This is a genomic window from Neoaquamicrobium sediminum, assembly GCF_013240295.1.
In the GTDB taxonomy this organism is placed as follows: domain Bacteria; phylum Pseudomonadota; class Alphaproteobacteria; order Rhizobiales; family Rhizobiaceae; genus Aerobium; species Aerobium sediminum.
The window spans coordinates 148,738-174,220 of the sequence record NZ_JABETK010000002.1; the positions used below are offsets into that span (position 1 = coordinate 148,738).

The 25,483-nt window shown below is 62.5% G+C and carries 21 protein-coding genes and 3 pseudogenes; 4 read left to right on the forward strand and 20 right to left on the reverse strand.

What is annotated here, in order from left to right; translation table 11 throughout:
• Positions 1-6 precede the first annotated feature (6 nt).
• On the forward strand, positions 7-579 hold the full coding sequence (locus HK436_RS12405) for a DUF6088 family protein (RefSeq protein ID WP_024588039.1): 573 nt from the start codon (positions 7-9) through the stop codon (positions 577-579).
• Here HK436_RS12405 and HK436_RS12410 read toward each other — a convergent pair whose 3' ends face one another.
• The 14 genes from HK436_RS12410 to HK436_RS33545 all read right to left on the reverse strand — a co-directional run bounded on the left by HK436_RS12410 (position 580) and on the right by HK436_RS33545 (position 11,558).
• Positions 580-1,710, reverse strand: a complete 1,131-nt coding sequence (locus HK436_RS12410; RefSeq protein WP_024588038.1) for a PIN-like domain-containing protein — start codon at positions 1,708-1,710, stop codon at positions 580-582. It abuts the gene before it with no gap.
• 5 nt (positions 1,711-1,715) lie between these two features.
• Complete coding sequence (locus HK436_RS12415; RefSeq protein WP_024588037.1) at positions 1,716-2,243, reverse strand: hypothetical protein; 528 nt, start codon at positions 2,241-2,243, stop codon at positions 1,716-1,718.
• Positions 2,240-3,694 carry a DEAD/DEAH box helicase gene (locus HK436_RS12420; RefSeq protein WP_206680521.1) on the reverse strand — a complete coding sequence of 485 codons (1,455 nt, stop codon included), beginning with the start codon at positions 3,692-3,694 and terminating at the stop codon, positions 2,240-2,242. The genes HK436_RS12415 and HK436_RS12420 overlap by 4 nt, the downstream gene beginning before the upstream one ends.
• A 44-nt stretch (positions 3,695-3,738) precedes the next feature.
• On the reverse strand, positions 3,739-3,912 hold the full coding sequence (locus HK436_RS33535; protein WP_206680522.1) for a restriction endonuclease: 174 nt from the start codon (positions 3,910-3,912) through the stop codon (positions 3,739-3,741).
• Between the two features lie 256 nt (positions 3,913-4,168).
• The gene (locus HK436_RS30565) at positions 4,169-4,975 is read right to left on the reverse strand and encodes a hypothetical protein (RefSeq protein WP_206680523.1); all 807 of its coding nucleotides are present in this window, start codon (positions 4,973-4,975) and stop codon (positions 4,169-4,171) included.
• Positions 4,965-6,233 (reverse strand): ATP-binding protein, encoded by a 1,269-nt coding sequence (locus HK436_RS30570; protein ID WP_206680524.1) that lies wholly within the window; start codon positions 6,231-6,233, stop codon positions 4,965-4,967. Before HK436_RS30570 ends, HK436_RS30565 begins: the two co-directional genes overlap by 11 nt.
• 204 nt (positions 6,234-6,437) lie before the next feature.
• Positions 6,438-8,051: an IS66 family transposase gene (tnpC, locus tag HK436_RS12430; protein WP_069336336.1), complete on the reverse strand. Its 1,614-nt coding sequence runs from the start codon at positions 8,049-8,051 to the stop codon at positions 6,438-6,440.
• Between the two features lie 59 nt (positions 8,052-8,110).
• Positions 8,111-8,458: an IS66 family insertion sequence element accessory protein TnpB gene (tnpB, locus tag HK436_RS12435; protein ID WP_069336335.1), complete on the reverse strand. Its 348-nt coding sequence runs from the start codon at positions 8,456-8,458 to the stop codon at positions 8,111-8,113.
• Positions 8,455-8,784: an IS66-like element accessory protein TnpA gene (gene tnpA, locus HK436_RS12440; protein ID WP_069336334.1), complete on the reverse strand. Its 330-nt coding sequence runs from the start codon at positions 8,782-8,784 to the stop codon at positions 8,455-8,457. The genes tnpB and tnpA overlap by 4 nt, the downstream gene beginning before the upstream one ends.
• A gap of 59 nt (positions 8,785-8,843) precedes the next feature.
• A complete protein-coding gene (locus HK436_RS12445) occupies positions 8,844-9,221 on the reverse strand; it encodes a very short patch repair endonuclease (protein ID WP_312860591.1) in 378 nt (125 codons plus the stop codon).
• Complete coding sequence (locus tag HK436_RS12450) at positions 9,148-10,095, reverse strand: Eco29kI family restriction endonuclease (RefSeq protein WP_139139294.1); 948 nt, start codon at positions 10,093-10,095, stop codon at positions 9,148-9,150. The genes HK436_RS12445 and HK436_RS12450 overlap by 74 nt, the downstream gene beginning before the upstream one ends.
• A gap of 78 nt (positions 10,096-10,173) precedes the next feature.
• The gene (locus tag HK436_RS33540) at positions 10,174-10,401 is read right to left on the reverse strand and encodes a DNA cytosine methyltransferase (RefSeq protein WP_206680525.1); all 228 of its coding nucleotides are present in this window, start codon (positions 10,399-10,401) and stop codon (positions 10,174-10,176) included.
• Positions 10,328-11,338 (reverse strand): DNA cytosine methyltransferase, encoded by a 1,011-nt coding sequence (locus tag HK436_RS12455; protein ID WP_206680526.1) that lies wholly within the window; start codon positions 11,336-11,338, stop codon positions 10,328-10,330. The genes HK436_RS33540 and HK436_RS12455 overlap by 74 nt, the downstream gene beginning before the upstream one ends.
• Positions 11,325-11,558, reverse strand: a complete 234-nt coding sequence (locus tag HK436_RS33545; protein WP_376769163.1) for a ribbon-helix-helix domain-containing protein — start codon at positions 11,556-11,558, stop codon at positions 11,325-11,327. Before HK436_RS33545 ends, HK436_RS12455 begins: the two co-directional genes overlap by 14 nt.
• 144 nt (positions 11,559-11,702) lie before the next feature.
• Here HK436_RS33545 and HK436_RS12465 point away from each other — a divergent pair, with 144 nt between their 5' ends.
• The 3 genes and pseudogenes from HK436_RS12465 to HK436_RS12475 all read left to right on the forward strand — a co-directional run bounded on the left by HK436_RS12465 (position 11,703) and on the right by HK436_RS12475 (position 17,157).
• Positions 11,703-12,455: an ImuA family protein gene (locus HK436_RS12465; RefSeq protein ID WP_024588030.1), complete on the forward strand. Its 753-nt coding sequence runs from the start codon at positions 11,703-11,705 to the stop codon at positions 12,453-12,455.
• Positions 12,370-13,890, forward strand: a complete 1,521-nt coding sequence (locus HK436_RS12470; RefSeq protein ID WP_024588029.1) for a Y-family DNA polymerase — start codon at positions 12,370-12,372, stop codon at positions 13,888-13,890. The genes HK436_RS12465 and HK436_RS12470 overlap by 86 nt, the downstream gene beginning before the upstream one ends.
• Positions 13,887-17,157: pseudogene (locus tag HK436_RS12475) on the forward strand (error-prone DNA polymerase). The gene HK436_RS12470 and the pseudogene HK436_RS12475 overlap by 4 nt, the downstream one beginning before the upstream one ends.
• On the opposite strand, the gene HK436_RS12480 reads toward HK436_RS12475, so the two are convergent.
• From HK436_RS12480 to HK436_RS12500, 6 genes and pseudogenes are all read right to left on the reverse strand, one after another.
• Positions 17,129-17,443, reverse strand: a complete 315-nt coding sequence (locus HK436_RS12480) for a hypothetical protein (protein WP_173190361.1) — start codon at positions 17,441-17,443, stop codon at positions 17,129-17,131. The pseudogene HK436_RS12475 and the gene HK436_RS12480 overlap by 29 nt on opposite strands.
• 144 nt (positions 17,444-17,587) lie before the next feature.
• Positions 17,588-18,091 (reverse strand): annotated as a pseudogene (locus HK436_RS33550) (hypothetical protein); the annotation flags it as partial.
• A gap of 1,783 nt (positions 18,092-19,874) precedes the next feature.
• Positions 19,875-20,093 (reverse strand): annotated as a pseudogene (locus tag HK436_RS33555) (DEAD/DEAH box helicase family protein); the annotation flags it as partial.
• Positions 20,093-21,892, reverse strand: a complete 1,800-nt coding sequence (locus HK436_RS12490) for a phospholipase D-like domain-containing protein (RefSeq protein WP_024588026.1) — start codon at positions 21,890-21,892, stop codon at positions 20,093-20,095. The gene HK436_RS12490 and the pseudogene HK436_RS33555, both read right to left, overlap by 1 nt.
• Complete coding sequence (locus HK436_RS12495) at positions 21,889-23,079, reverse strand: DUF6361 family protein (protein WP_024588025.1); 1,191 nt, start codon at positions 23,077-23,079, stop codon at positions 21,889-21,891. The genes HK436_RS12490 and HK436_RS12495 overlap by 4 nt, the downstream gene beginning before the upstream one ends.
• Positions 23,080-23,468: 389 nt before the next feature.
• On the reverse strand, positions 23,469-25,202 hold the full coding sequence (locus tag HK436_RS12500; RefSeq protein WP_173190365.1) for a putative bifunctional diguanylate cyclase/phosphodiesterase: 1,734 nt from the start codon (positions 25,200-25,202) through the stop codon (positions 23,469-23,471).
• Positions 25,203-25,483: the final 281 nt, after the last annotated feature.

The window sequence follows — 25,483 nt, forward strand, 5'->3', positions numbered from 1 at the left end:
CGGGTTATGAAGCGCGTCCGCGCTAGCGGACGTGGCAGCGTCTTCACGCCTAGCGACTTCCTCACAGTTGCCACCCGCTCCTCTGTTGATCAAGCACTCTCCCGGTTAGTGACGGCCGGACAGCTCCGCCGGCTTGCGCGTGGGCTCTACGACTTTCCGAAGCTACACCCGAAACTCGGGGCGTTGTCACCCGCACCCGACGAGGTTGCACTCGCTCTTGCGCGAGAGACCGGCTTGCGGGTGCAGATCGCCGGAGCGCGTGCGGCGAACGCGCTCGGCCTTTCAACCCAAGTCCCGGCACAAAGCACTTATCTGACCGACGGCCCATCGCGTCGCGTGGTCCTAGGAACGCGCGTCGTGGATCTTCGCCACGCCTCGCCCAAACATCTTATCGCGCCAGGCAGCCCCGCCGGGACGGTGATCCAGGCGCTTCGGCATGTCGGCCCCCTCCGAGCGGCGGACGTCGCGAGCGTCGCGGCGAGCCGGCTTTCGGCACCCGATAAGAAGACACTGGCCTATGCGGCGATCCAGGCACCAGCGTGGATGAGGACAACGCTCGCTGCCATCGCGCTTCTTTAATCAAGGCTTATGCACTGTGTCACCGCCAAGGTCTCCGTCGACGTCCTGACCGTTTTGTAATGCCACTTCGGACATCGACTTGATTTGTCTATTCAGTTCGTCAAGCCGTGCCCTCATCGCCGCGCGATCACCTGACACAGTCCCGATGCCGCCCGGAGCCCCTGACAGTATACCCACGATGTGGTCACGCTCATCTTCGAAGGTGCGCAGTGTCGCGTCACGTTCCAGCGCCGCTGCTGCGTCATCCTGCCGCCGGCGAGCCTTCTCGTCGGCGAGAATGCTTTCCTCGACCCGCGCGACGTTGGGCTTGATATCGGGGAACCGATCAGCTGCGAAACGCAGGAACTGACTGAACTCATAAATGTGAAAATCCTCGCCGGCCTGCGAGCGAAACTCCTCAATCAGCTCCGGGCGAGCACCCATTTTCCGCCCGCGGTGTATCCACCACCAGTCCTCCTTCGCGTCATCGGAAATGAAGATCACAGGCCGATTGTCGGCTTTCGCCTTGGCGATCATGTCCTTCCAGATGATGAGATCGCCGAATTTGTCGTATTCTCCCGCGTCCTTCTTCTGGTCCTTGTAACCCGGCGGTATTTTCTTGGAGTAACGATCTTCGCCCTCCTTCTTCAGCGCAGCAAGTCTCTCCGACGGCCACTTATCTCCAATCCGATGCCCAAGGAGCGAGGTCAGTTTCTCTAAGACTCCTTCGGCCCCAACAGAGGGATGGGCATCACGTGCAGCCTCCATGCGCCCCTTGAAGTCCGATACAAACATATCGAGCGCGGCCAGTTCCTTCTGCACGTCTATCGTCGGATGCGCGCGCAGTTGGCGGAGACGTTCGCGCGCTTTGTCGATGTTCGCCTCTTGATCTTTGATCAGCGCGTCATAGGCATCCAGGGCGCCGAACTCGACGTCCAGGCGATTGCGATGAAATTCGAGGCCGACTTGATATGGGATCCACAAAGCGTCGCCGAGCGCTTCGAAAAGACGTAGCAGTTCATCTCGCACGACGGTCGTGTGCCGGAGGCAATGAAGGAGGACGTTCGCGTCGGGAACGAACACTGCGGTATCCCAGAGCTTCGCGATGTGCTCCGGCGTCTTTGGGTACCATCCTGGAAAATTGTCACGCATATGATTCAGTCCAACCAGGCGAGTTTCTCGACCCCGAGGCGGGTGGCGGCATCTCTGACGAGATTGCGTGTCGCTTCGTCCGGCGTCTTTCCTGTCTCCAGAAGCACCGCGCCAAACGGCTTGCCCTCATGACGAGATTTTCCTCGCTCGAAGACGGCCATGATGACGAGTTTCCAATCCCGGCTCTTGCCCCAGCAGATGACGCGACCATCTTCTAAGCGGCAGCCGTGTGGCTTGATGAATGTTTCTGCCGCCTCGGTCGGCGCCGTCATGTCGAGCGCGCGCCAGATCTCGGGTTCGCTCGCGAGCAGCCGCGCACGCTCATATGGCTTGATCAGGGAATCCTTGATGTAGACCCGTACTTTTCTCGGGTCCATGAAGTGCGCCAACTGCCCGCCAATGGTCGGATCCTTGGTCCACTTTTCATAAAACCGAGACCGCTCCGCATCGTTGAGCGAGGCCCAGCCCAAATCATCCGCCGCGCCCCACAGCTTGTCCCGCAGGCCATCTCGTATGTCCTCGGGCATCATCATTGCACGGTTCCCCGGTTATGCGGTTGGGGAAAGTCAAAGGCCGGCAACTCCAACGTGGGATCGCCCTCGCGCATGAACAGGTCGGCCTGGTCCCGCATCCACTCAAGCATGAAACTCCCAGCGCCCTCGTCACGGAAGTGCACCATGCCCGGCAGGCGAAGACGCTCGAGGTCACCCCGCGCGGCCTTCTCAAGCTCCACGACCTCTGCGATGCGCCGCAAGTCGCTCACGAAATCGAGTACAACCACTTTAGTTTTCTTGGGGCTGATCCTTAGGCCGCGCCCAAGTTGCTGCACGAAGATTCGACGGCTGTGGGTCACGCGCATGAACGCGATCATGTCGACGTCAGGCACATCGACGCCCTCGTTGAAGAGATCGCGCGTCGTTACGACGTCAAGGCTTCCTTTGCGAAAGGCCGCCATCACTTTATCACGCTCGCGGGCGCTCATCTCACCGGTGATGGGCTCAGCCCGGAAACCGAACAAGCGCAACGTGGCCGCGAAACTGTTGGCATGATGCACCGAAGAGCAGAACACGATGGCCGACCGCCGGCGCTCAGCATCGAACGTCTCACGGATAGCGCGCGCCGCCTCCTCATCGCGTGTAGGAAGCAGCAACAGGCGATTCAGTTGACTGAGTGAGTAGCGGTTGCGCGATTGGGAGCGAACGAGTTCCCAGTCGATGTTATCAGCGAGGAGCCTGTAGTCTGCCTCGCATAGAAATCCTCGTTTCAAGCCCTCGGCGATCCCAATTTTCAACACCGGAGGTCCAAGGAGTTCGTCGATATCGTATCCGTCCCCGCGCCATGGCGTGGCCGTAACACCGCCAATCATCGCTTCGGAGAGATGGTCCGTGACGCGTCGGAAGGTCTCCGAGCCAACATGATGAGCCTCGTCGATAAGCACCAAGCCGAAGTCAGGGAGTTCCTCAAGCCTCGACACAGCGGACTGGATGGTCGCGAAGGTGATACCAGCCCAATGGCTTGGGCTCTCACCGCCCATTAGACGATGTGTCCTGATCCACTTCGGAAGTTGATCCCAGAACGAGCGTTGTAGCTGATCGACGAGTTCACGTGTGCCTGCGAGCACCAGCGCTCGCCCCGTAGGAATCGCCTCATCTCGAAACAGTTGCGCGACGCTTTCCGCCAAAACGACGGTCTTTCCCAGGCCTGTGGCCAAGACAACCTGAGCTCGGCCGGTCTCGCGGAGCGACGCCACGAAATTCTCGACTGCCTCGTCCTGATAGTCGCGCAGCTCTCTTCGATGCACCGAGTACTCAGGACTTTTCCGAGCGAGCTCAAGAAGCATCGCTGGTTCTAGGACCCCAATCTCAATCCCGAGCGCCTTCCAGCGCTTAATGGCATCGTGTGTGGCGGGACCGGCTCTCCTGCTGGACGCTACATAGATGCGGTCCGCTTTATAGAACCGCGCGGCCTCTCCGACCTCGTTCACCGCGCTCGCCGACGGGTAGCCGCCGGTGGTAAACTTGCACTGGATTACCCAAAGCTCTCCATTCTTGACACCAGCACGTCCGCGCCGTGATCGCCGGAACCCGCGACCAGCCGCACATCCTCGAACCCGTTGCAAACAAGGAGCCTTGCAACGTCCCGCTCAAAGGCTTGCCACGGCCCCTTTAACAATCGCTCCGCGTCGAGGAAGGGCTCGCGCATCAGTCGGACACGTCGGATTTTAACAGCCTCACGGAGCAGCTCGCTCGGATCACCGCATCTCGGCTCGCACGCTCAATATCGGCCGGCGATTGATTGGCGAGCCACACGGCATCGCTGAGATACGCGTCGTATCGTGAGCGCACCGCCGAACGGGCTTGTTCGGAGATCACGTCACTGCCGAAATCTAAGCTCCCGTAAGCGTCGTCCCAATACTTGCCGTCCAGGAACAGCTCAGGGTGTCTGGCAAAAAGTTCTCTCAGGGATTCGGGTCCGCATAATCCCAGAAACGCCCATCCGCGATTAAGGCCTTATGATCAGGTACGCCTCGATTGGCCATTCGGCGGGCGACGGCATCGCGTTCAGCGCTCTCGAGTTCATTGAACATTGCCTCGCCCTGTCCGTCCGCGACAAGGGTGGGGATAGCGCGTGCCATGTCGCTGAGGACGGACGTCGCCAGCGTGATGATCTCCTGAGGATCGAGTCGGCTATTTAGGCAATACAGCTTACGAAAATCGGCGAGTACGCCAGCGACTGAGGGATCTTGCGCCTGCCCCTTTAGGAACTCGACCGTACGATGAGTGAGCTCGGTGAGAAGTCCGTCAAGCGGGGTCATCGTGGTAGAACGAAAGACATCATGGCTCACGTCGACCAAAAAACCGTAAGTCCTGGTTGCGACGTCATCAAGTTTTAGAACCCAAGGGAGACCGGCCGGAAGATCAGGGTCATTGCTGGCGACCCCATAGGCTTGAATCTCATACTCGACCCTAAAAGTCGGATGCACATACTTACGGGATAGCTCGTGGATTTGCCGACGCGGCGGCGCTGGCGGCTCGGGTTGCGGCGGGGGCGGTGCGGTCGTTGTGGTGTCTTCCGGATCACCCGCAGGCGGCTCATCTACGAAGCCCGGCGGCAAGAGCGCATCGCCTCCCTCGGCCGGTTTCTCACCCAAGACTTCTTTATCCTGCTCAAGTACGAGCTGCCACCAGCGCTCGTCTGTCAGATAGTCAGGATCATCCTCCTCGAAGAGGTTTGCCATCTGCTGGGCACGGTCGTTATCCTTCACGACCAAGACACGTGACCACAGCCCGTTTTTTTCCTTGAGGGCTAGACCGACGGAAAGTCTGGTAGAGCTTGTAAAGCGGGCTGTCGTTGCCAGCATAACCCCGTTGCTTGGCGACGATAGGCCGGAGCGGCCCGTCACCACGAACGACGCGCAACATTTCACTCCATGCGGGATCGTCCCGCTCGAAGCGGTCTTTGGTGTAACTTACGCGGCAGTGATCAATATGTATCTCGCCAACAAACCGACCGCGTCCTCGCTGATCGTCGGTGGGATATTCCACTTCAGCCGTGTCGCCGTCGCTCCATTCGAACAAATCCTTATTCGCGATCTCGATCTTGCGCCCGTTTCGGATGAAATCCAGACCGAACTCAGTGTTGTGAAGATAGCGTTGGAGGCCGATCCAACCGTGGACCCGGCGCTCAGCCTCGACCACCTCGCAGCTCGGGCTCCCCGTCGGGCAGGTTTCCTCGGCCGCCGCGAGCGTTCTCATGCAGTGGATGCAGTAACGACGCGGCGCGAGCTTGAAGTCAATGTGCTCCACCGCCCGGGCGACGGTGCCATCTGGAAACGAAACCGTGCGATCCTCACCCCAAACGCAGTGACGCCTCGGCGCCAAGCGCGTGCTTCCCACCATCAGGCGGATCTTGCCGGCCTCTGATTGACCGAGCAGCGAGGAGTACGCTCGCGCGACGTGCTTGCGCACCGTTTTCTGATTGTTGCCTCGCGCCAAGTATGCACGCTGATCCGGCTTCAACCGGCTTATTACAATCGTTGTCCCATGCGCGTTGTGATCCGGCTTGGCGCGTGTCTGGCGGGGGACCTTGAAGCTACGGGTCGTGCGCAGCTCATCAAGGTCGATACGCACGCCGACCTCCTCGGGATCGCCGGCGCGACTAGTCCAAACCTCGGTCACTAGGCCCAGCCGAGCCGTCGCGATGTTGAAGCCCATTCCAAAGAGGCCGAGATTCGACAATGGATCGTTGCCAGACCAGCCAGCTCGAACGGCGTTTTCCAAAGACTCAAACGACATCCCCGGGCCATTGTCCCTGACAGTGACGCGCGCGTTCTCGTTATCGGCGGTCGGTAGCGCGACGCTAATCTCTGGCGCGTCGATGGGGTCACCAGATCGCGTCGCGTGGACGAACCCGTCGATAGAGTTGTCGATTAGCTCCGCGAGGCACCGCCATTGAGGAAGGTTGATCTCACCCAGCATCTGCAGGACGCGGGGGTCCGGCGTCAGATCGAATTCCTGGCTCATTCTATCTCGTTCCCCCTTCGTAGCGGCAACGCGCTCTGCGCGCTCTTTATCTTGCTCGCCAGAGCGTCCAAATCATCGGCACCCGTCCGGCATTCCCAAACCTCCAGGACATACCAGCCACGCGCCTCCAGCTCGCCGCGCGTTCTCAAATCCCGTTCGCGATTGCCCACTAGTTTAGGGTAGGCCTTCGGTGAAGGCTGCGGATCAGGCGGCTTCGCGTTGATCTTCGGGAGCGCCCCAGTTCCAGGGAAGCAGTTCATGGAGACGGTTCTGGGGAATGTCGGCGATGCGCGCGAGAACGTCGGCGAGCCAGGCCTGCGGATCGATGTCGTTGAGCTTTGCCGTGCCAATGAGGCTCAGCATGAAGGCGGTGCGTTGGCCGCCGCGGTCTGAACCAGCGAAGAGCCATGATTTTCTGCCCAGGGCTATACCTCTTAGGGCTCGCTCCGCTGCGTTGTTCGAGAGGCAGATACGGCCGTCATCGAGGAACCCGGCGAAGGCGGGCCATGCCTTGAGCATGTAATCCATAGCCTCGGCCACATCGCTGTTCTTCGACAGCTTCAACCGATTGTCGCGCATCCATTCTTCCAGATCGGCAACCAGCGGGGCGCTGTGCTCCTGCCGCAGAGCCAAACGATCCTGCGCCGATCTGCCGTTGATGGCGCGTTCGATATCGAAGATCGCGTCGATACGGCGGACCGCCTCCACTGCCAGCGGCGAGATGACGGCCTTTTTGCGGCGCTTCTTGAGCTGCGCGGCGATATCGGCCAGCTCGAAGAAATAACGGCGCGCGTGGCTCCAGCACAGGGCACGGGTGAGCGGCGCCGGCAGGCGGTCGGCATGGAACAGCGCATTATAGCCGGCATAGGCGTCAGCCTGAAGGATGCCTCTCCAGTTGCGTAGATGGCTCACGGGATGTTCGCCCCGCCGGTCGCGGGAATAATGGAAGATCGCCGCTGGTGGTGCAGGTCCGCCAAAAGGTCGATCATCCCGGACATAGGTCCAGATCCGACCCGTATCGGTCTTCGTCTTGGCCAGGACCGGCACTGTCGTATCGTCGCCATGCAGTCGTTCGGCGGCAAGGACGTGGGCTTCGATCAGCAGATAGAGCGGCATCAGCGCGGCGGCGCAGGCGCCCACCTGATCGGCCAGGGTGGAAAGGCTCAGGTCGACGCCTTCCCGGGCATAGCGATCACGCTGGCGGTTAAGCGGTTGATGCGCGCCAAACTTCTCGAACAGCAGCATGGCCAGGAAGCTGGGACCGAAGAGTCCGCGAGGCGTCACATGGAACGGCGCCGGCGGTTGGGTAATCTTCTCGCAATCGCGACAGGAGAACTTCTCACGAACGGTCTGGACCACCTTCCATTGGCGCGGCACCACCTCGAGCGTCTCGGTGATATCCTCGCCCAACTTGCACAGCCGATCCGAGCCGCAGCAGGGGCAGGCCTCGGGCGCGGCGATGACGACGCGCTCGCGCGGCAGATGCTCGGGCAAGGGCTTGCGTGCGGGCCGCTTGCGCTCGAAGGGCGCGACGTTGGTCTTCGCAGCTGCCAGCGCCGCCAGGAGCTCATCTTCGCTGGCAGCGGTCTCACACTCCTCGAAGGTCAGTTCCATCTGGTCGAGCAGATGGCGCGTGCGCTCGGAGCGCTGGCCGAAAAGGGTGCGGCGCATCTTCTCGTTCTGCAGTTCGAGAAGGGCGTTGCGGGCTTCCAGGTCGGCGTTGATCGCCTTGATGCGGGCGACTTCAGCGGCGACAGCCTCGGCAGCGGCAAGCCGCTCGCGAAGGCTGTCGATCTGTGCTTGCGCCTCGTCCCCCATGCCGACGCGTATAGCAGAAATGCGCCGGAATCCCTAGCTTTTTAGGCAATCTCGACCTTTTATCCTGCTAATGTCGGACGCCAGGTGGCCTGCGGATTACGCCAGTCGATCGCCTCCAACATGCAGGCCATCTGCGAGGGGGAAATGGCAAGCACGCCGTCCACCGCTGAGGGCCAGATGTACTTCCCGCGCTCGAGGCGCTTGGCATAAAGCGACATGCCAACGCCGTCATGCCAGATGATCTTGCAAAGATCGCCGCGGCGTCCTCTGAAAATGTAGAGATCGCCGGCGAAGGGATCGCGTCCGAAACTCTGCTGCACCTGCAGGGCCAGGCTGCGCATGCCGCGTCGCATGTCCGTGTGCCCCGTTGCGATCCATATCCGAACGCCGGAGGGAACTGGGATCACGGCTTGACCGACCGCAGCACTGCCGACACCAGCCCGGGCGAGGCGCCAGCGGGAATGCGCACGATCGCCCGCTCAAACTCCACGATGATCGCTGCCCCAGTAGCCGGTGCCGGGTCAGGATGTACCTGCACCTCGGCAAAGCCCTGTGCTGCCTGACCCATCTGCCGCCGCCATCTGTAGATCTGGTTGGGCCGCAGATCAGCACGGCGAGCAATCTCCGCCACGTTCGCGCCGGGGGCCGAAACCGCAGCGACCAACTCGCGCTTCTGCTGGTCGGTCCATACCCGCCGCCGCTCCGGGCCTGAAATTACCGTGATCTGACTCATCGCACCGTCCCTAGTACCGGTGCAAACACCAGCGCTTGCACCGGTGCCATCTCGAAATATCAGCCGATCACCGCAAGGCGGCCCTCACCGGAGCGATACAGTTTAGGCCTCCAAAAGTCAAGCTTTGACTTTGGCATTCGCGCTAGCTTGCAGGCGGGATCCGGATGTTGGTGCCAAAAACAGCCATGCACGAAAACCGCGATACGCCGTGAACGAAACACCAAATCAGGCCGGCCAGGTAAATCCTTCGCGTGAAGTCGGTAGCGTAAGCCAGCCGCATGCATCGCGCGCCGGACCTTCAGCTCAGGTTTTGTGTCCCGCGCCTTGATAAGCGCCATTTGAGCGCTTCTGGCCTTGTCTGTTTCATTCGTCTTCCGCACCACCAGCCTCGTCGGGCGCTGGCCCAGCTGCTTCCTCACCGACTGGAGGTTCCTCACTCTCTCGGCTAACTAGGTCGTCTTGGCGGAACCCTTCCAGCATCTCTTCCAAGAGCGCCGCATGATCCAACCGCGCGGGCACACGCTGCAAGGTGCTCTGGATGCGGCCTTCAATTTCGGTGGGACTGAGTGAATCGACCAGTCGTTCATCCATTGCCCAGGCGCGGCCAGGGTGGACCACGTCCCAAGGTGAGCGCTTGTTGGCGCGTGTGGACGCCGCATCGCCGTGCTTGCTCATGCCCCAGCACGCTTTCGTCTCGGCATTCCAGATCGGCCAGAACGTGCGGATCAGATGCTTTTCAGCCACGAGTTGCGCGTTCGTCGCGCATACCAAACGCCTACATCGAAAATCCGCCAGTCTGATGGGTGAGAGATGTTCTGGCAGTCGATCGGTGTAGGCCTCGGCCGTACCAATGGTGCCCGCATGCTCCAGCAGGCGCGCGGTCAGCTTTGCACCCTGTTCACGGGTAGTGCTTGCATCGTCATTGGCAGGATCGGCTTTGCCGACGTAGATTGGTGTTTCCGACCCAGAGATGCCCGCATAAAGTGGATGCTCGCCGCGATAGTAGATCGCGTACACGCCGGAGCCATACGCTGTGCGGACATCGGCGAGCGGAATCATAGGCTGAGCGAGAAGGGCGATTGAGACCATGCGCCCGATGGCCTTTGGATCGGCCGGATCAAACGTTGCTCTCGGCATCCGAATTGGATCGGTGGCCGATCTTGCAGCTTCGAGAGCCGCCGCATGCGAGGCGAGGCCCTCTCGTATACGCCTTACCACGGCTTGTGGCGGATTCTCGCCAGCAGCAGCTAGCACCGCGCTTAACGCATCCTCGAGTGCCTTAATCGCAGCGCGATCAGGTGCGAGCGCCATCCTTCATCCCTCTTCGGTATGCCGACACGAGGTCTTCTGGTCGCGACTCGTTCTCCCGGCTACGGCAAGGCTCAATCCTTACGCCGCCTTTCTTGCTGGTACTAGCGAAGGTTGCGCTCCACCAGCCGCAAGACCCACAAGCCACTCCCCGGCGGCAGCTCCAAGCTGGGCGGGAACCGCATTGCCCAATTGGCGCATACTTTCCGTCCAAGAGCGGGGAAATTCGTATTCGTCAGGGAGCCCCACAAGGCGAGCAGCCTCCCGGGTAGTGAAATAGCGGACGGTCCCGTCGTCTCGAACCATCATGTTTTCCCCCGGGAACGCCGTGGTCTCCTGCCTTCAGTGCTTTTGCAGGCAGATCGAGGGGGCTACCCGTATGTCCAGGATAAACCCGCGCACCAGTCTGCAGAACATGGTTGCGTTTTCCATTGGGTTCGCCGAGGCCAAGCAATGTATCCCGAACGGTCATCCAAGGCTGTGTTGATGGAGCAATCGCGAGCTTCTTCAGAGCCGCGACGCGGCGTCGATCCTGCTCAAGGACAGCCTCCTTACGTGGCTTCAAACCATGACGCTTCCAGTATTCGCCTGTTACGAATTGATCCCACAGCAACCGATCTCGAGAATGCGTCGGAACCATCAACGTCGGCGCAACACCGACGCTCATATGAACTCCGAAGATAAGGACGCGATGGCGAATTTGCGCCGCGCCATAATCAGCGGCGTTCACCAGTTGCCAAACAACGCGATATTCGCGCTTCGATCGCGAGGCGTTCAACCTCGTTAGATGCGACCCATGGCTTTCGCCGTCGCGCCGAAGCACCCTTGGGCGCTCTAGGCTCGCGATTATCCAGTTGAGGTACGGTTGGAAACGCGGACCAGCGAGGTTGCGAACGTTCTCGAACAGGAACATCCGCGGTGAGGCCTCACGAATGGCGCGGATAGCCTCTGGCCACATATCGCGATGATCGTCCTGGCCAAGCTTTTTTCCGCCTATCCCAAATGGCTGACACGGCGGCCCACCGGAGATCAGGTCAAGAGTGGCAATTTTCTCCCAATCGATCTCACGAACGTCCTGTAAACCCATAGGCCAGTCACGCACGTGCTCGACGCCATTCAGCTTGTTATGAAGAACCGTTTCAACCGCGTCACGATCGAACTCAGCCATATATGCGTGTTTGAAGCCTGCCCGGGACATCCCCAGAGCAAGCCCGCCACAACCGGCGAAGAGTTCAGCGCTTAACATCTCCGCCTCCTTCTAGTTCGAGCGGTAGCATCGGGCCACCAGCCGCTTCATCCAAATATCGTTCAATCGCACGCCGGATCAGCCACGCTACCTTGACCCCTTGCGCCTTCGCGAGCCTATCAAGCTCGGCCTTCTGACGCCTGGTCAATGTAGTGGTGACGCGCTCGGCATCCCGCCCATCCTTGCCCAAGCTTCCAACCTCCGCGGCGATCCGCGGCATTCCGCGGCAACCAATCGATCTTGGCCGAGAGTCCTTAAAAATTCAACTGGCATTGTGCGGAGTTAAACAGCCTTGACTCTCCAGCCATCAAAGAACAAAACATGAACACAATGCTATACCCGTCTCCGGAGGTCAAGGAAAAGAGTGCGGCCCGAGCCCGCCATAGAGTCTTTGCGCGCGCAGATCGAAAAGATCGAAGGCAGAAGCCGGCGCGCCAATACGGTTCTCCCGTTTGGGATTGCCGACGTCGACTCACGACTCCCCGGTGGCGGGTTGGCGCTTGGCGCCCTGCATGAGATCGCAGGGGGCGGGAACGGCGCGGTCGATGGGGCGGCGGCGGCATTGTTCAGCGCGGGTGTCGCGGCACGGACCAAGGGCAAGATCCTGTGGTGCATCACGCGTCCAGATCTCTTCGCGCCGGCGATCGCTCAAGCTGGTCTCGCGTCCGATCGCGTAATCTATCTCGAAGCCGGCGATGACAAGACCGTGTTGGCCTGCATGGAGGAAGGGCTGCGCCATGGTGGCCTAGGGGCGGTTCTCGGTGAGGTGGCGCGGCTTTCCATGACAGCCTCGCGCCGCCTGCAGTTGGCGGCCGAGGGAAGCGGATCGATCGGGATCGCGCTGCGGCGTTGGCGACGACAGACCGAAGCCACTGATTTCGGCCAACCCACCGCCGCGATGACACGCTGGCGCGTGTCTATGGTGCCATCGACACCTCTGCCTGTTCCGGGCGTAGGGCGTGCCCGCTGGCTAGTCGAACTGATCCGCGCACGCGCGGGCGAGAGTGCAGATTTCGAGTTGGAGGCGTGCGATGACACGGGTCGTCTCGCTCTTCCTGCCGAGTTGGTCCACCGACCGGCTCCGGCGGAAGGCTGGCGACGCGGCGCCTCCGGCTGAGGCGCCGCTCGTCCTGATTGGCCGGGAAGGAAACAGGCGGGTGGTGTTGGCGGCGAATGCCGCTGCCGTGGCCGCCAGCCTTTGCCCCGGCATGCCTGTGACCAAGGCTCAGGTCCTCGTGCCAGACCTCATCGTGCAAGATGCCGAGCCGGCAGCCGATGTGGAGGCACTTGATCGGCTCGCCACCTGGCTCCTGCGCTACGCGCCTGTCGTGGCCCCTGATCCTCCAGACGGGATCATCATCGACTCGACCGGAGCCGATCACCTTCACGGCGGCGAAGCCGCCATGCTGGAGGGCCTGATCGGAAGGCTGGCAATGTCTGGCATCGCCGCTCGCGGCGCGATCGCCGACAGCTGGGGCGCAGCCCACGCCTTGGCCCGGTTTGCAGCCCGTCCAACGATAATCGCTCCTGAACGTCATGATGCATCGCTGTTAGAACCGCTTCCGCTGGCCTCGCTGCGCATCGACGCTTCGATCGTCGCGGCGCTGCGAACGCTTGGCTTCGAAACCATCGGCGATATCCTCTCGCAGCCGCGCGCGCCGCTCACCCTGCGCTTCGGTCCAGCAATCGGCCGCCGTATCGATCAAGCGCTCGGCGATCTGTCAGAGCCGATTGATCCGGTTCGACCCGCCGACCTGATCGAAGTGCGCAGATCGTTCGCGGAACCGATCGGCGCGGCGGAGACCATCGCCCGCTACATCGCCAAGCTCGTCGATCAGCTCTGCGACCGCCTCGAGACAGCTGGTCTCGGCGCACGACGGCTCGACCTCATCTGCCACCGTGTCGACAGTCGCTCACAGGCGGTCCGGGTTGGAATGGCGACGCCGGTCCGGGATACAAAGCGCCTGACGCGCCTCTTATGCGACAAGATCGAGACGATCGAGCCCGGCTTTGGGATCGAGGTGATGACGCTTGCAGCCAGCGTCGCCGAGCCGATCGAGCGCCGGCAGACCGTCAGTTCGCTGATAGAGGAGAGTACACCGGACGTCTCGGACCTGATCGATACGCTCATGAACCGGGTAGGTGAGCACGCGCTCTATCGGCTGGCGCCGGTTGCGAGCGACGTCCCGGAACGCTCCGTTGGCCGCATTCCGGCGATGGCCGCCGATACAGGCGCAGCATGGCCCGGCCATTGGCCCCGGCCCTCGCGTCTGCTGGCCCATCCGGAGCAGGTCGAGACTGTAGCGCTGTTGCCCGACCATCCACCCGTTTCATTTACCTGGCGCGGCGTCCGTCGTCGGCTGCGCCGCGGAGATGGGCCGGAGCGCGTATTCGGCGAGTGGTGGAAACGCGACGCGGAGTTGGTCGCCGTCCGAGACTATTTTCGGGTCGAGGACGACGCCGGCGAACGCTACTGGCTTTATCGTGCCGGTGACGGCGAAGACACAGCGACGGGATCGCACCGCTGGTTCATCCACGGGGTCTTCGGATGACGTCGCCTCGCTACGTCGAACTGCAGGTCACCTCACACTTCAGCTTCTTGCGCGGCGCGTCCTCCTGCGAGGAACTGTTCGCGCAAGCGGCCTTGGCTGGGATCGAGGCCGTCGCCATCGTCGATCGGAATTCGCTCGCCGGCGTCGTCCGTGCTCATGAAGCGGCCAAGACGACCGGCGTTCGCCTGATTGTCGGTTGCCGGCTCGACCTCGCCGATGGGACATCCGTGCTGGTCTATCCAGCGGATCGACCCGCTTATTCGCGCCTCTGCCGGCTTCTTTCCCTCGGTAAGAAACGAGGCGGCAAGGCCAGGTGCATTCTCGAATGGCCTGATCTCGTTGCCTACGGCGATGGCCTGATCGTCGCGCTCGTTCCCGACCTTGCGGATGACGAGTGCGCGTTCCGGCTCCGGCGATTGCGGGACGCTTTCGGCGACAGAGCCTATCTCGCGCTCACCTTGCGCCGCCGGCCAAACGATCAACTCCGACTGCATGAGCTTTCGAACATGGCCACACAGATGCGCGTGCCCACCGTGGTGACGAACGACGTCCTCTTCCACGAGCCGGCCCGGCGGATCCTGCAGGATGTCGTCACATGCATCCGCCACAACGTCACGATCGATACGCTTGGCGATCGGCGAGAGCGACACGCCGACCGCTACATCAAGCCGCCGGACGAAATGCATCGTCTGTTCAGCCGCTATCCCGAGGCCCTTGCCCGGACGCTGCAGATCGCGCACCGCTGCCGCTTCAGCCTCGACGAGCTTGCCTACCAGTATCCGGAAGAGCGCGACGATCCCGCACTCACGCCCCAGCAGACGTTGGCGAAGCTCACCTGGGAAGGGGCGGCTGAACGCTATCCCGAAGGCGTACCCGAGAGCGTGACCGCCGCCCTCCAGCATGAGTTGCGGTTGATCGAGAAGCTGGACTACGCGCCTTATTTCCTGACCGTGAATTCCATCGTTCGCTTCGCACGGTCGAAGGACATTCTGTGTCAGGGTCGCGGATCGGCCGCCAACTCCGCCGTCTGTTACGTTCTTGGCATCACCTCGATCGATCCAGGCCGCAATGACCTGCTGTTCGAGCGATTCATCTCCGAGGAACGGCGCGAGCCGCCCGACATCGACGTCGATTTCGAGCATGAGCGGCGCGAGATCGTCATGCAGTGGGTGTTCGAGACCTACGGCCGAGAGCATGCCGCGCTGTGCTCGACCGTCATCCGGTATCGCACCAAGGGCGCGCTGAGGGACGTCGGCAAGGCGCTCGGCCTGCCCGAAGACCTGATCGGCACGCTGTCGTCGCAGGTGTGGGCGTGGTCAGAGGAAGGCGTCGAGAAGCGTCACGTCGAGGAGTTGAACCTCAACCTCGCCGACCGGCGCCTTCGGATGACGCTCGACCTTGCCCGACAGCTGATGGGCGCTCCCCGCCACCTCAGCCAGCACCCTGGCGGCTTCGTGCTCACCCATGACCGCCTCGACGATCTCGTGCCGATCGAGCCCGCGTCGATGGTCGATCGCCAGGTCATCGAATGGGACAAGGATGATATCGACGCTCTCAAGTTCATGAAGGTCGACGTCCTGGCGCTCGGCATGTTGACTTGCATGAAGAAAGGGCTCGATCTGCTCGCCGAGCACAAGGGCGTAAACCTCGATCTGGCTACCATCCCGGCCGAGGATCCTCGCACCTATGCGATGATCCGGAAGGCCGATACGCTCGGCACCTTCCAGATCGAAAGCCGTGCGCAGATGTCCATGCTGCCGCGCCTTAAACCGCGTACCTATTATGACCTTGTCGTTCAGGTCGCCATCGTCCGGCCTGGGCCGATTCAAGGCGACATGGTTCACCCCTATCTTCGGCGCCGGGAGGGGCTGGAGCCCGTCCATTATCCGAAGCCAGAGCTCGAGAAGGTTCTGGGCAAGACGCTCGGCGTTCCCCTGTTCCAGGAGCAGGCGATGCGCGTCGCGATCGAATGCGCCGGGTTCACGCCCGGGGAAGCCGACATGCTGCGCAAGTCGATGGCGACCTTCAAGTTCACCGGGGTGTATCGCATTTCCGGGACAAGCTGATCGCCGGCATGGTGGCCAATGGCTACGACGCTGCCTTCGCCGAGCAGACCTTCAAGCAGCTCGAAGGCTTCGGCTCTTACGGCTTTCCGGAAAGCCACGCAGCCTCTTTGCGCTTATCGCCTACGCGTCGGCCTGGCTGAAGTGCTGGCACCCCGACGTTTTCTGCGCAGCGCTCCTGAACAGCCAGCCCATGGGGTTCTACGCGCCGGCCCAGACCGTGCGTGATGCGCGAGATCATGGCATCGAGGTGCGACCGGTGTGCGCCAATGCGTCCCGTTGGGACTGCACGCTCGAGCCGATCGATGATGACGGCCGATTTGCTGTTCGGCTCGGCCTGCGCATGGTCAAGGGTCTGGCGAACGCCCATGGCGCAGCGATCGTCGCTGCCCGGGCGGGACATCCCTTCATGTCGGTGGACGATCTCTGGCGCCGAGCTGGCGTGCCTGTGGGCGCGTTGACGCAGATCGCTGAGGCGGACGGTTTCCGGCCGCCCTTTGGTCTTGCTCGTCGGGAAGCGCTCTGGGCGATCAAAGCACTTCGGGATGAGCCATTGCCGCTCTTTGCTGCGGCCTCGGCCCGCGAAGCGGAAATCGTGCCCGAGGTTGCCGAACCGGCCATCGTCCTCCGACCCATGACGGCCGGTGGCGATGTCGTCGAAGACTACCGCCACGTCAGCCTGTCTCTACGGGATCACCCCGTATCCTTCCTCCGGCAAGACCTGCGGCGGCGCCGAATGGTCACCTGCCTCGAAGCTATGGAGGCGCGTGACGGCCGGTGGCTCGAAGCGGCCGGCATCGTGCTGGTCCGACAGCGGCCAGGGTCTGCCAAGGGCGTCATGTTCATAACGCTGGAAGACGAAAGCGGCATCGCGAACCTCGTGGTTTGGCCTAAGGTCTTCGAGCAGAACCGTCGCACGATCCTGTCCGCAGGTATGATCGCGGTTCGCGGTCGCGTCCAGCGCGAGGGTGAAGTGGTCCATCTCGTCGCCCAGCGGCTCACGGACCTCTCCGCCGATCTGGCGAGCGTCGGCGATCGACAGACCGCCTTCCCGTTACCGCATGGTCGCGGCGACGAGTTTCACCATGGCTCGCCGACGCCCGATCCACGTGACTTGCCGCCCCGGACCGTTCGGCCGCGCGACATTTTCATCCCAGACCTCCACTTGGACACGATCAAGGTAAAGACGAGAGACTTTCGGTAACGACCGCTGCAGAGGCACGCGAGATAGCCGAGAGGTCGATCGCGAGTTCCCGCGCTCCGGTCTCGTCAGCTCCGACGCGGCGAAGCATCGCGACGAAGGCCTTGGGATCTGGCTGTCCCAACGCGAGCCGGTAGTAGAGCAGGTCCTCGAGCATGCGGTCCCGTCGGGCCGCTCGGTGGCTGAACCGCCAGTCAAAGCTGACGCTGGTCGGGCGGCCTTCGACTGGAAGCCACCACCGCTCGAGCCCCGTGCGGTCGCTATCGACCCTCTTGGCGAGAGAGATCAACTCGCCGAACGGGCTCGAGCCACGGGCGGCAGCGAGCGATTGCGCGCCATGCTCACGCGCCAGCGAGCGCCGGACCGCGAGACTCCCGTAGCGAGCGATGCGGCCCTCGCGCTGCTCGAAGTCGACCGGATCGCCCGGGAGGTCCCAATGAACGATCCGGCTGCACCAGAGATGGAAGTCCAATCCCTCTTGGCCGATCGAGGTGGTGCAGAGCATGTGCGGCCAGAAAGGCGAGTTGAACGCGCGGCGAAGGGTGTTGCTGCGAAGGCGCTTTATTCCCTTCTTTCCGCCGCGGCTCTGTTCGCCTCCGGCGAAGGGAGTCACGGCCCTGCACTGGGACGCGGTGGTTGGTTCTGCCGCGGCGAAATTGCACGAGGCCGGGACGGTCGAGCAGGCTCGCCGAAAGCTGTTCGACGATCTCCTGTCCTTCGGCATCGCCCAGACTGGATAAGAGGCACATCTGCTCGTCCAGTACCGCCTCGAAGCCGCCCCTGAGCATCGCGTCCGCGAGCGCGTCGGGATAACGCTTCTTCTTGGACGATGACTGGATGAGGTCGGCGAAGGCCCTGTGGCCGAGATAAGGCCGCAGGTTCTCCCATAAGAACGCGAATGTCCGCTGTCGATCGCGGGGCCGATCCTGCGGAACATCGTGGCGCACAAGGCATCGCGCAAGGATCGAGCCCGGCGATGACAGGAGGTGGTCGCTGAGCGCCGCCACTTCCGCCGGTGAGACCCTGTTGATCTTGGGCAGGCTGGACCAGTTCTTGGCCTTCGCGCCCCGGCTCACCCTGTCGGCCAGCGATGAAACCCTCTGGTATGTTGTCCCGTTAATCTCGCGCTCGATCCCGGCCGCGACGATCCAGGTCGGACGCTTCTCTGTCCCGTCGAGGCGAATCCGCCGCGCTTGGAGATATACCTCGAGCTGTCGACGGGCGTCCGCCCGGACGCTCGCAAGCGTCGTGCCCCTCGACTTCCTTGGTTCGATCGCGAGTGGCAGGCTGGGCCACGGCATGAAGAGCCCGACCAGAGCGCCAGTTTCGCTGCCCCCGGGCCGCAAGAGCGCGACTGGCGCCTTCTCCTTCGGCTTTCGCAGTCCACCGGACAGGTTGATCGAGAGCAGGGCCGAGATGGCCGTCGGGGCGCCGCGCCACCTGCTGAAAAGCAGCGTCTTGCCTGGAAGCGGCCGCCTTCCTGACCACGGCCCCTCCAGTCGCCACCAGGCAACAGTTGGCGGCTGCCACGGTAATGAGAGATGAGCTTTATCTCCGACCAAATGGGCGAGATGGCGCAACTGGGGGTGCGCAAGATTGCCCTTGCCGCTTCCGGCCTCGATCGGAGCGGGCTTGGCGGCCTGAAGGGACTTCCAAATCTTGTAGCCGTGCATCGTCTGCGCGGGGTATGGGATCGAGGTCCACATCGCTGGCGCCCAGCCGGCAAACTCCGCGCCGGCAGTCTCAGCGAAGTGCTTGAACACAACGAGGTCCTGAGTCTCAACGGAGACCTGCGGGTTATCGCGGTCGAACAGGTCCTCCTTGTGCACCAAGGCGCGCTCCGTCCGCGCCATCAAAGGCCGGAGGAGCGCCTCAAGTCTCTCCTTGGCGCGCAGGACCGACGCGCGGATTGCGTCCCCCGTCCCGATCGTCTTCAAGGCACGGCGGTAGTCACGCATTGCCTCCTCGACGGCGGCCCGGCATCCTTCGTCGTCAGCGAGGAAGCCGGCAAGATCGATGAGCGATCGGTAGTGGTCGACCTCATGGATATCGTCGCCGCCAAGGCGTCGCAGCCTGTATGGTGTTGCGGAGAGCAGAAGCACCGCCGGTCTCTCGTCGCCGCCGAGAAGCGCCTCCACGAGGAGCCGGTGGATACGCGCTCGTTCCTGTTTTAGCCGAACGTTCGAAGTCTCGGCCTTCGGAACGATCAAATCCGCATATCGGTGGAACTCGTCGAGAACGACAAGGTCGGGCTTCACCTTCTTGAGGCGCAGCGCTGCCAGCGCGAGGACCGATCTGAAGCGGCCGACGAACTCGACGACATCCACGTCATCGCGCTCGAGCCATTTCAACGCGGCTTTCTCGATGCTCCCCGACTGGCAGTCGAAGATGTCCCGCATTGCCCGCTCGATCTCAATTGCGGTGAAGCCCTTAAGGTCGCCGCGGTCGGCGAGCAATCGCCGTCCTCCCGCGGCTCGCTCGCGGTCGAGCCGTTTCACAGCAGACAATAATGCAGGGAACCGTTCCAGCGCCGAGCGTATCAGTTCGCGCTCCGTCTTCCGGCCGGTCCTCGGGCCCGGCTTCCATCCGGGCAAGCTCGTTTCCGGGGTGAAGGTGAACACCCGGAATCCATTCCCCTCCTCGGGCAGCCAGCCGGGGACCAGCGCGAGACGATCTCCACCGGGATCGTATTCATCGGGGTCGATCCCAGTCAGCGAGACAAACTTCGGGCGGTTTTGACCGGCAATCTCGAGGCTCGGACAGAGGTACATCACGTTCAGTCGTCTGCGTCCCGCCCGCAGCCGCTGGGCGATCGTCCGGGCAATGACGGTCTTGCCCAGCCCGACCTCGTCGGCGACGAGGAAGCGACGCGGGCCGTTTGCCTTAAGAACCTCGCTTGCCACTTCGACGGTGCGGGACTGAAACGGTGCGAGCTCCATCAGACGTCCCGGTGGATGGCGTCGTGGACGGCCTGCAGGAAAGGCCGCACCTCGGACAGGTCCGCGAGAGCAGCGCGCCTCTCCTCCTCGTCGGGCAGTTCCTCGAAGGTCTCGCGAAATGAGTCGAGCATCGCCATCATGCCGGCGGTACGTCGCTCGAAGCCTCGAGGATCGCGGGCCCAGGCGGACAGCATCGTCTCAAGCGTGAACATCTCGGGCACGTTAGAGGGCTCGCGCTCATGGGTATTATGCAGCCGGTCGGACCACCTTTCCCCTGCCGTGCCGTCGAGACCGTCGAGTTGCGAGCGCAGCCAATCCCGGAACCTGCTGGCCCCAACGTATCGGGTCAGGAGCGCGAGGTCGCGCCGGTCGTGGTCGAGACCGGTAACTGGCAGCGAGAGCACCCAGCATCGTTGGATCGTCCTGTCCGTTAGGCTGGTCGCACGGAACGAGACGAGCGACGTCCGTTCGCTCGGCACGACATTCCCGCGCAGAAGTCGGACCTTTCGCATACCTGTCTCGATCCAGACCCAGGCGTCGGGTTCGAGGAACGGTGCTGCCTCGAACCGCGCGGTCGCGAGTGCGGCGTCCGCTCCCTCGCCGACTGTAAGCATCAGTCCGCCGTCCTCGTATTCAAGGGCGAGCTCGCATTCGAGGAGGAGAGCGATCCGCTCATCCAGCTGCCGCTGGCTTTCCTCAAGCCTCGCGAGATCCTCGTCTACTCGGGAATAGTCGAACTCAAAGCCAGATTGCACGAAGCTATGAAGCGAGCTGGCTAGCGCCGTGTCCATGACGTCGAGGATGGCGACAGCCTCGGCGTTTGGACCAAGCAATCCGCGCTTCGTCAGGTTGGCGCTGCCGAGCATGATGGCCGACCGCTTCCCCTTGCTGACGGCGATCATCTTGGCGTGAACACCCGCCGGTAGCGGCTCGATAAACTCAGCGGTCCTGTCGTCGGTCTGCTGGTCTACTGAGACAGTCGTTTCCGGCTCCGGCGCCGCACCTGTCCGAAAGACGATCCCGGATATCGGCGCACAGCTGCCAGCCGACACGTCATTCGTCAGCAGGGTAACGGAGGGGGCGCCCGCGCGTAGCACCTCTCGCAGTCCGGTCACATCGATGAAGGGGCTGACCGCGCTGGCCGTCTCCGCCCCACCCAGCAACGGCGCGGAGATGAAGGACGTGTCTCCACCCGGCCTGCGCCACAGCAATCGCCGAATGGCCGTACCGGCAGGAGCGAGCCAGCGCGCAGTGCGCAGCTCGTTGAGTTCAGTCGCAGTGAATTGGCCTTCGACCAGAAGGCCACGCGCCAGTTCGGCGATGTCCGGAACCAAACGCGCCGCCTTATCGTGCGAGGACGTAACGAGAAGGCCGGCGTCTAGGTCTCGCGAGCCAGTCAAGTTCCGGCTGCCGATCCAGAATCGCCACTGGACGGGATCGCCATCGTATCGAACGAGGGCGACTTTTGGATGCCAGCTCTGGCGGCGCTCGTTGGCCGGGATCGCCTCAATCATCGTGTCGAGCAGAGGCAGGATCGACCTGTGCGCTCGGGGTGCGATTATGCGACCGACCTGATGCAGCACGCGGAGCTTGCCGCGCACGCAGTCGAAGGCCTTCACGAGACCGAGCGGGGAGCTCTCGAACTCGGCCTCAGCATCTCCGCCAAGCGCAAGGACGAGTCCGAGTAGTGCGATAAGGTCGAGCGAGTAGGTGGCGACGACCGCTCGCGAGACGAATTGCCCAGCGTAGGGCCGCAGTGCGCCAAAAACCGAGATGCGGCTGCCCGGGTCGAAACTCATACGCCCACTCCGACGCGGATGATCATCTCCCGCACCACGGGCCACCGATAGTCGAGCGGTGCTGCGACGTCCTTGCGCCAGTCCACGCGCCGCTTAGCGTTCAGCAGGTACGCCCGCTCCCGCTTCAGCTCGCGCTCGCGGGTCTCGAGGGCACGGGAGATGCCGTCCAACTTCCTACCGGAGCGAACCCATTCGAGCACCTCCTGCACGAAGCGCGTGAGGTTGCCATCCATGCGGGTGGCCGCGCGCAGGGCGTCGAGGTTGGTCTCCAGTGCGGCCTCGCCATGCTGCGCAATGAGCTCAGGCAGCGCGTCGGAATGGAGCCGTTCGTCAATTTCCAGGTCCACGTTGCGCTTCGCCTCGACGAGTGCGGCATAGGCTGCACGCGCAATACAGGCGATCGACGCCGCCCTCCGTGCCAGCGCGAGCAGATCCCGCTCCTCGGTAGAGGCCACGTCCTGAACCTTCCGCGACCAAAGCGATACAGTGCACACGCCGGCTTCTGCGAGGCGGCTGAGCAGTGGACGCGTCCCACCTGGACCGGCCTGCCGCCATTTCCGACGGATGTACTCCGCCTCCACGCCACGGAGTTCGAAATCGAGAGCGCCGGACTTGTGCCGCCAACCCTCAGGCGCGCGCGGGATGTCTTCGAATAGATCGGTGACCGATGCCCTCAGCGCGTCGCTGTCGTCTCGCGTGATAAGCCTTGGCCAAGCGGCCTGCAGCTGCGATTCGGTCGGGGCGTAGTCCATGCCCGCGATAGGAGTTGCGATCTGCCAGGAGCGGAGGGCGGTCCAGTAGATCGTGCTCGCGCGAACAACCGGGCGCTCCCGTGCCTGATACTTCATCCATCCCGAGATGCCTGAGTTCTGTAGCTGCGGAACACCCTCCATCAATCGAAGAGAGTAACGGCGCTCTACCTCGAAGAGCCGGTCGCGGTCGAAACGACCGCCGTCGCTATTGGCCAATAGCTCCTGATACGCCCAGGCGACAAAGAATACATAGCGCAGTTGCTGATGCTGGACCGAAGTGCCTGGGAAGAAGCGGTCGGCGAACGCGAAGTGGATTGGTGCAAAGCCGAGCTCGTCGCGCGTCCCGTCCGACGAGAGCTTCGACAGAAATCGGTGAGCCGCATCTCGATCGGCCTCTGAGAGCATGAACCATCCGATAGCGGGCGTACCGGTCATCGAACCTCTCTTGCGCGGCCCGGATCAGGCTCTTCTCGATTGGGCATCCTCGTATGAATGTCGAGTGTCGCAAGTTCGAACGGAACGTTGGTGTCACAAGATGACACCGCAATACTGTCCAAACCCATCCGCCCGTAGGGTAAACGACACGCCCCCTCCGGGCACCAGCAGAAAACCGATTTCAAAGGATCAACCCCCGAGCCAGAATAGCCCGCGCGGTCTATCGCGGGTCAAGCTCAAGACTAATCATTTTGCCGACGTCGCACATACTTGATTGTGCTTGCTTAGATTAAAAGTGGCTACGTTGCGAGCTATGCCTCAATGGCAACCTCTGGGCGCCCTAGCGGCTAGTTGGAACGACCGGTGAGGACGTTGCCACCAAGGGCCGCTCATCTCGTTGAAAGGCGGCGCCTTGAGACAAGCTCAGCCAGACCGGACGATTGCCGAGCGGCATAGAGCGGCATGGTTCCAACGCCGGACGCTGCATGCCGGTAGAGCAACGTGCCCGTCGCATCGCGATCGGCGGGGTATGCGAATGCGTAGCCCTGACCAAGCCCACAGCCCATCGCCCAAAGCTGACTCGCCTGAACCTCGGTCTCGATGCCTACCGCGACCACGGCGACGCCGAGACGGCGGGCGATCTCGATTAGCCCTTCCACGATGATGGTGCTCGGATCGTCAGGCCACAGCCGGGCGACGAATGCCCGGTCGATCTTGATGATATCGACCGGCACGTTCACCAGATGCGTCAGCGAGGCGTAGCCCGTGCCGAAGTCGTCGAGGGCTACGCGCACCCCGGCCGCACGCAACACTTCGATCTCCCGCGCTACGACGCGATCATTCCGCCCGAGATAGACGTCCTCGCTTATCTCCAACACGATCTTGTTCAGCCCGATGCCGGCTTTGGAGAAGGTCTCGGAGACCTTCTTGGCGAGGCTGCCTGTGTAGAAATCCGCTGTCGACACGTTCAGGCTGACCTGTTCGACGAGCAATCCCGCGTTTTGCCAATGACCTATGTCGTCAGCGACGATCGCCATCATGCGGGCCGTCAACTCGGAGGCGACATGAGCGTCAGTCGTTGCTTCGTGGAAAGAGCCGGCAGGAAGAAGATCGCCGCTTCGCGATCGCAGTCGGCACAGGGCTTCGAGCCCCACGATGAGGCCGGTGTCCAGCCTCAGGATCGGCTGGTAGTGCGCCTCGATACGATCCTCGGCCGAGGCTTCCGAGACATCCCGGATCGCGGCGCGCCGGCTCGTAATCCGTGAGCCGATGCCAGGCCAGTAGCGAACGAAGCCGCCACGGCCCGTCTCCTTCGCATGGTAGAGCGCGAAGTCGGCCGCTTCTCCGACGCTCGTCGCTGTGCGTTCGGTCTTGCTCAACGTCGCGCCGCCGATGGTCGCGCGAGGTACAACGGTGTGTCCGTCGCAGTCCGCCGCCACCTCGAGCTCGTCGAAGACGCGTTCGGCCGCAGCATTCAGGTCGGCGACATTTGCCGGCTGCTGGAGGATGACCGCGAATTCGTCGCCTCCTATCCGATAGGTGACGTCCGGCGCCATCGCGCGAGCGATACGCGCCGACGCGGCACGGATCAGAGCGTCGCCCGCCAGATGGCCGAACGTGTCGTTGACGATCTTGAGGTTGTCGAGGTCGATGATGAACAGTGCCCACGACCCGACATCGTCGCAGCGAAGCTGAGTCATCGCGCCGTTATAGGCTGCCCTGTTGGCCAAGCCCGTCAGTGCATCGACATTCGCTCGACGGTCCCGATCGAGCGTACTCTCGTGTCTGCGGAAGGCCGTCTCGCAGAGTTCCACGCAAGCTTCAGCCACCTCTCGCTCGACATCTGCGACCTGACGCGCACCGTGAAAATAGAGGTTCATCACCGCTAGCGTGTCGCCTGCCGCCCCAAGCACAGGCAGTGACCAACACGCCGATACACCAAGCCCGTGAACGATCGCCGCACTATGGGAGGCGCGAGGGTCGGACGCGAGATCCTCCAGGAGCACTGGCTGGCGTAAAGACGCGGCTCTCCCGGGTACATCGGTGTCGGCGCCGATCGCAACCCCGTCATGCGCCTGGCTGTAGGCCTCCGGGAAGCTCGGTGCCGCTAACGGCCGCATCATGCCCGTTCGATCGATGGCGAACACCGAACAGAGCACACCGGGCCATGTCTTTTCGACCCGCAGCAAAGTTGCCGCATCGTGTCGAAGAGCGGCTCACCGTTCGCGATCATCCGTAGAATTTCGTTTTGAAAGCGCAGCAACGACGGGTCACCCAGGAACACACTTCGCCAAGGCTGACGGTAATCGGAGTTCGCTTAACGGCTGACCTCTGAACACGATAAACATTTCATTATCCTTCAAGGGGGAAGGCTTTCCCCTACGGCCGAGCCCAAGGTCTCTGC

Coding starts and splice junctions, on each gene's coding strand:
- HK436_RS12455 (WP_206680526.1), bottom strand. CDS start 11,338: ATGTTAAGCGCTGAACTCTTCGCCGGTTGTGGCGGGCTTGCTCTGGGG.
- HK436_RS33535 (WP_206680522.1), bottom strand. CDS start 3,912: ATGCGCGAGCCCTTCCTCGACGCGGAGCGATTGTTAAAGGGGCCGTGG.
- HK436_RS33545 (WP_376769163.1), bottom strand. CDS start 11,558: ATGCCGCGGATCGCCGCGGAGGTTGGAAGCTTGGGCAAGGATGGGCGG.
- HK436_RS30570 (WP_206680524.1), bottom strand. CDS start 6,233: ATGAGCCAGGAATTCGATCTGACGCCGGACCCCCGCGTCCTGCAGATG.
- HK436_RS12500 (WP_173190365.1), bottom strand. CDS start 25,202: ATGATGCGGCCGTTAGCGGCACCGAGCTTCCCGGAGGCCTACAGCCAG.
- tnpA (WP_069336334.1), bottom strand. CDS start 8,784: ATGAGTCAGATCACGGTAATTTCAGGCCCGGAGCGGCGGCGGGTATGG.
- tnpC (WP_069336336.1), bottom strand. CDS start 8,051: ATGGGGGACGAGGCGCAAGCACAGATCGACAGCCTTCGCGAGCGGCTT.
- HK436_RS12410 (WP_024588038.1), bottom strand. CDS start 1,710: ATGCGTGACAATTTTCCAGGATGGTACCCAAAGACGCCGGAGCACATC.
- HK436_RS12490 (WP_024588026.1), bottom strand. CDS start 21,892: ATGAGTTTCGACCCGGGCAGCCGCATCTCGGTTTTTGGCGCACTGCGG.
- HK436_RS12450 (WP_139139294.1), bottom strand. CDS start 10,095: ATGGCGCTCGCACCTGATCGCGCTGCGATTAAGGCACTCGAGGATGCG.
- HK436_RS12405 (WP_024588039.1), top strand. CDS start 7: ATGAAGCGCGTCCGCGCTAGCGGACGTGGCAGCGTCTTCACGCCTAGC.
- HK436_RS12495 (WP_024588025.1), bottom strand. CDS start 23,079: ATGACCGGTACGCCCGCTATCGGATGGTTCATGCTCTCAGAGGCCGAT.
- HK436_RS33540 (WP_206680525.1), bottom strand. CDS start 10,401: ATGATGGTTCGAGACGACGGGACCGTCCGCTATTTCACTACCCGGGAG.
- HK436_RS12470 (WP_024588029.1), top strand. CDS start 12,370: ATGACACGGGTCGTCTCGCTCTTCCTGCCGAGTTGGTCCACCGACCGG.
- HK436_RS12415 (WP_024588037.1), bottom strand. CDS start 2,243: ATGATGATGCCCGAGGACATACGAGATGGCCTGCGGGACAAGCTGTGG.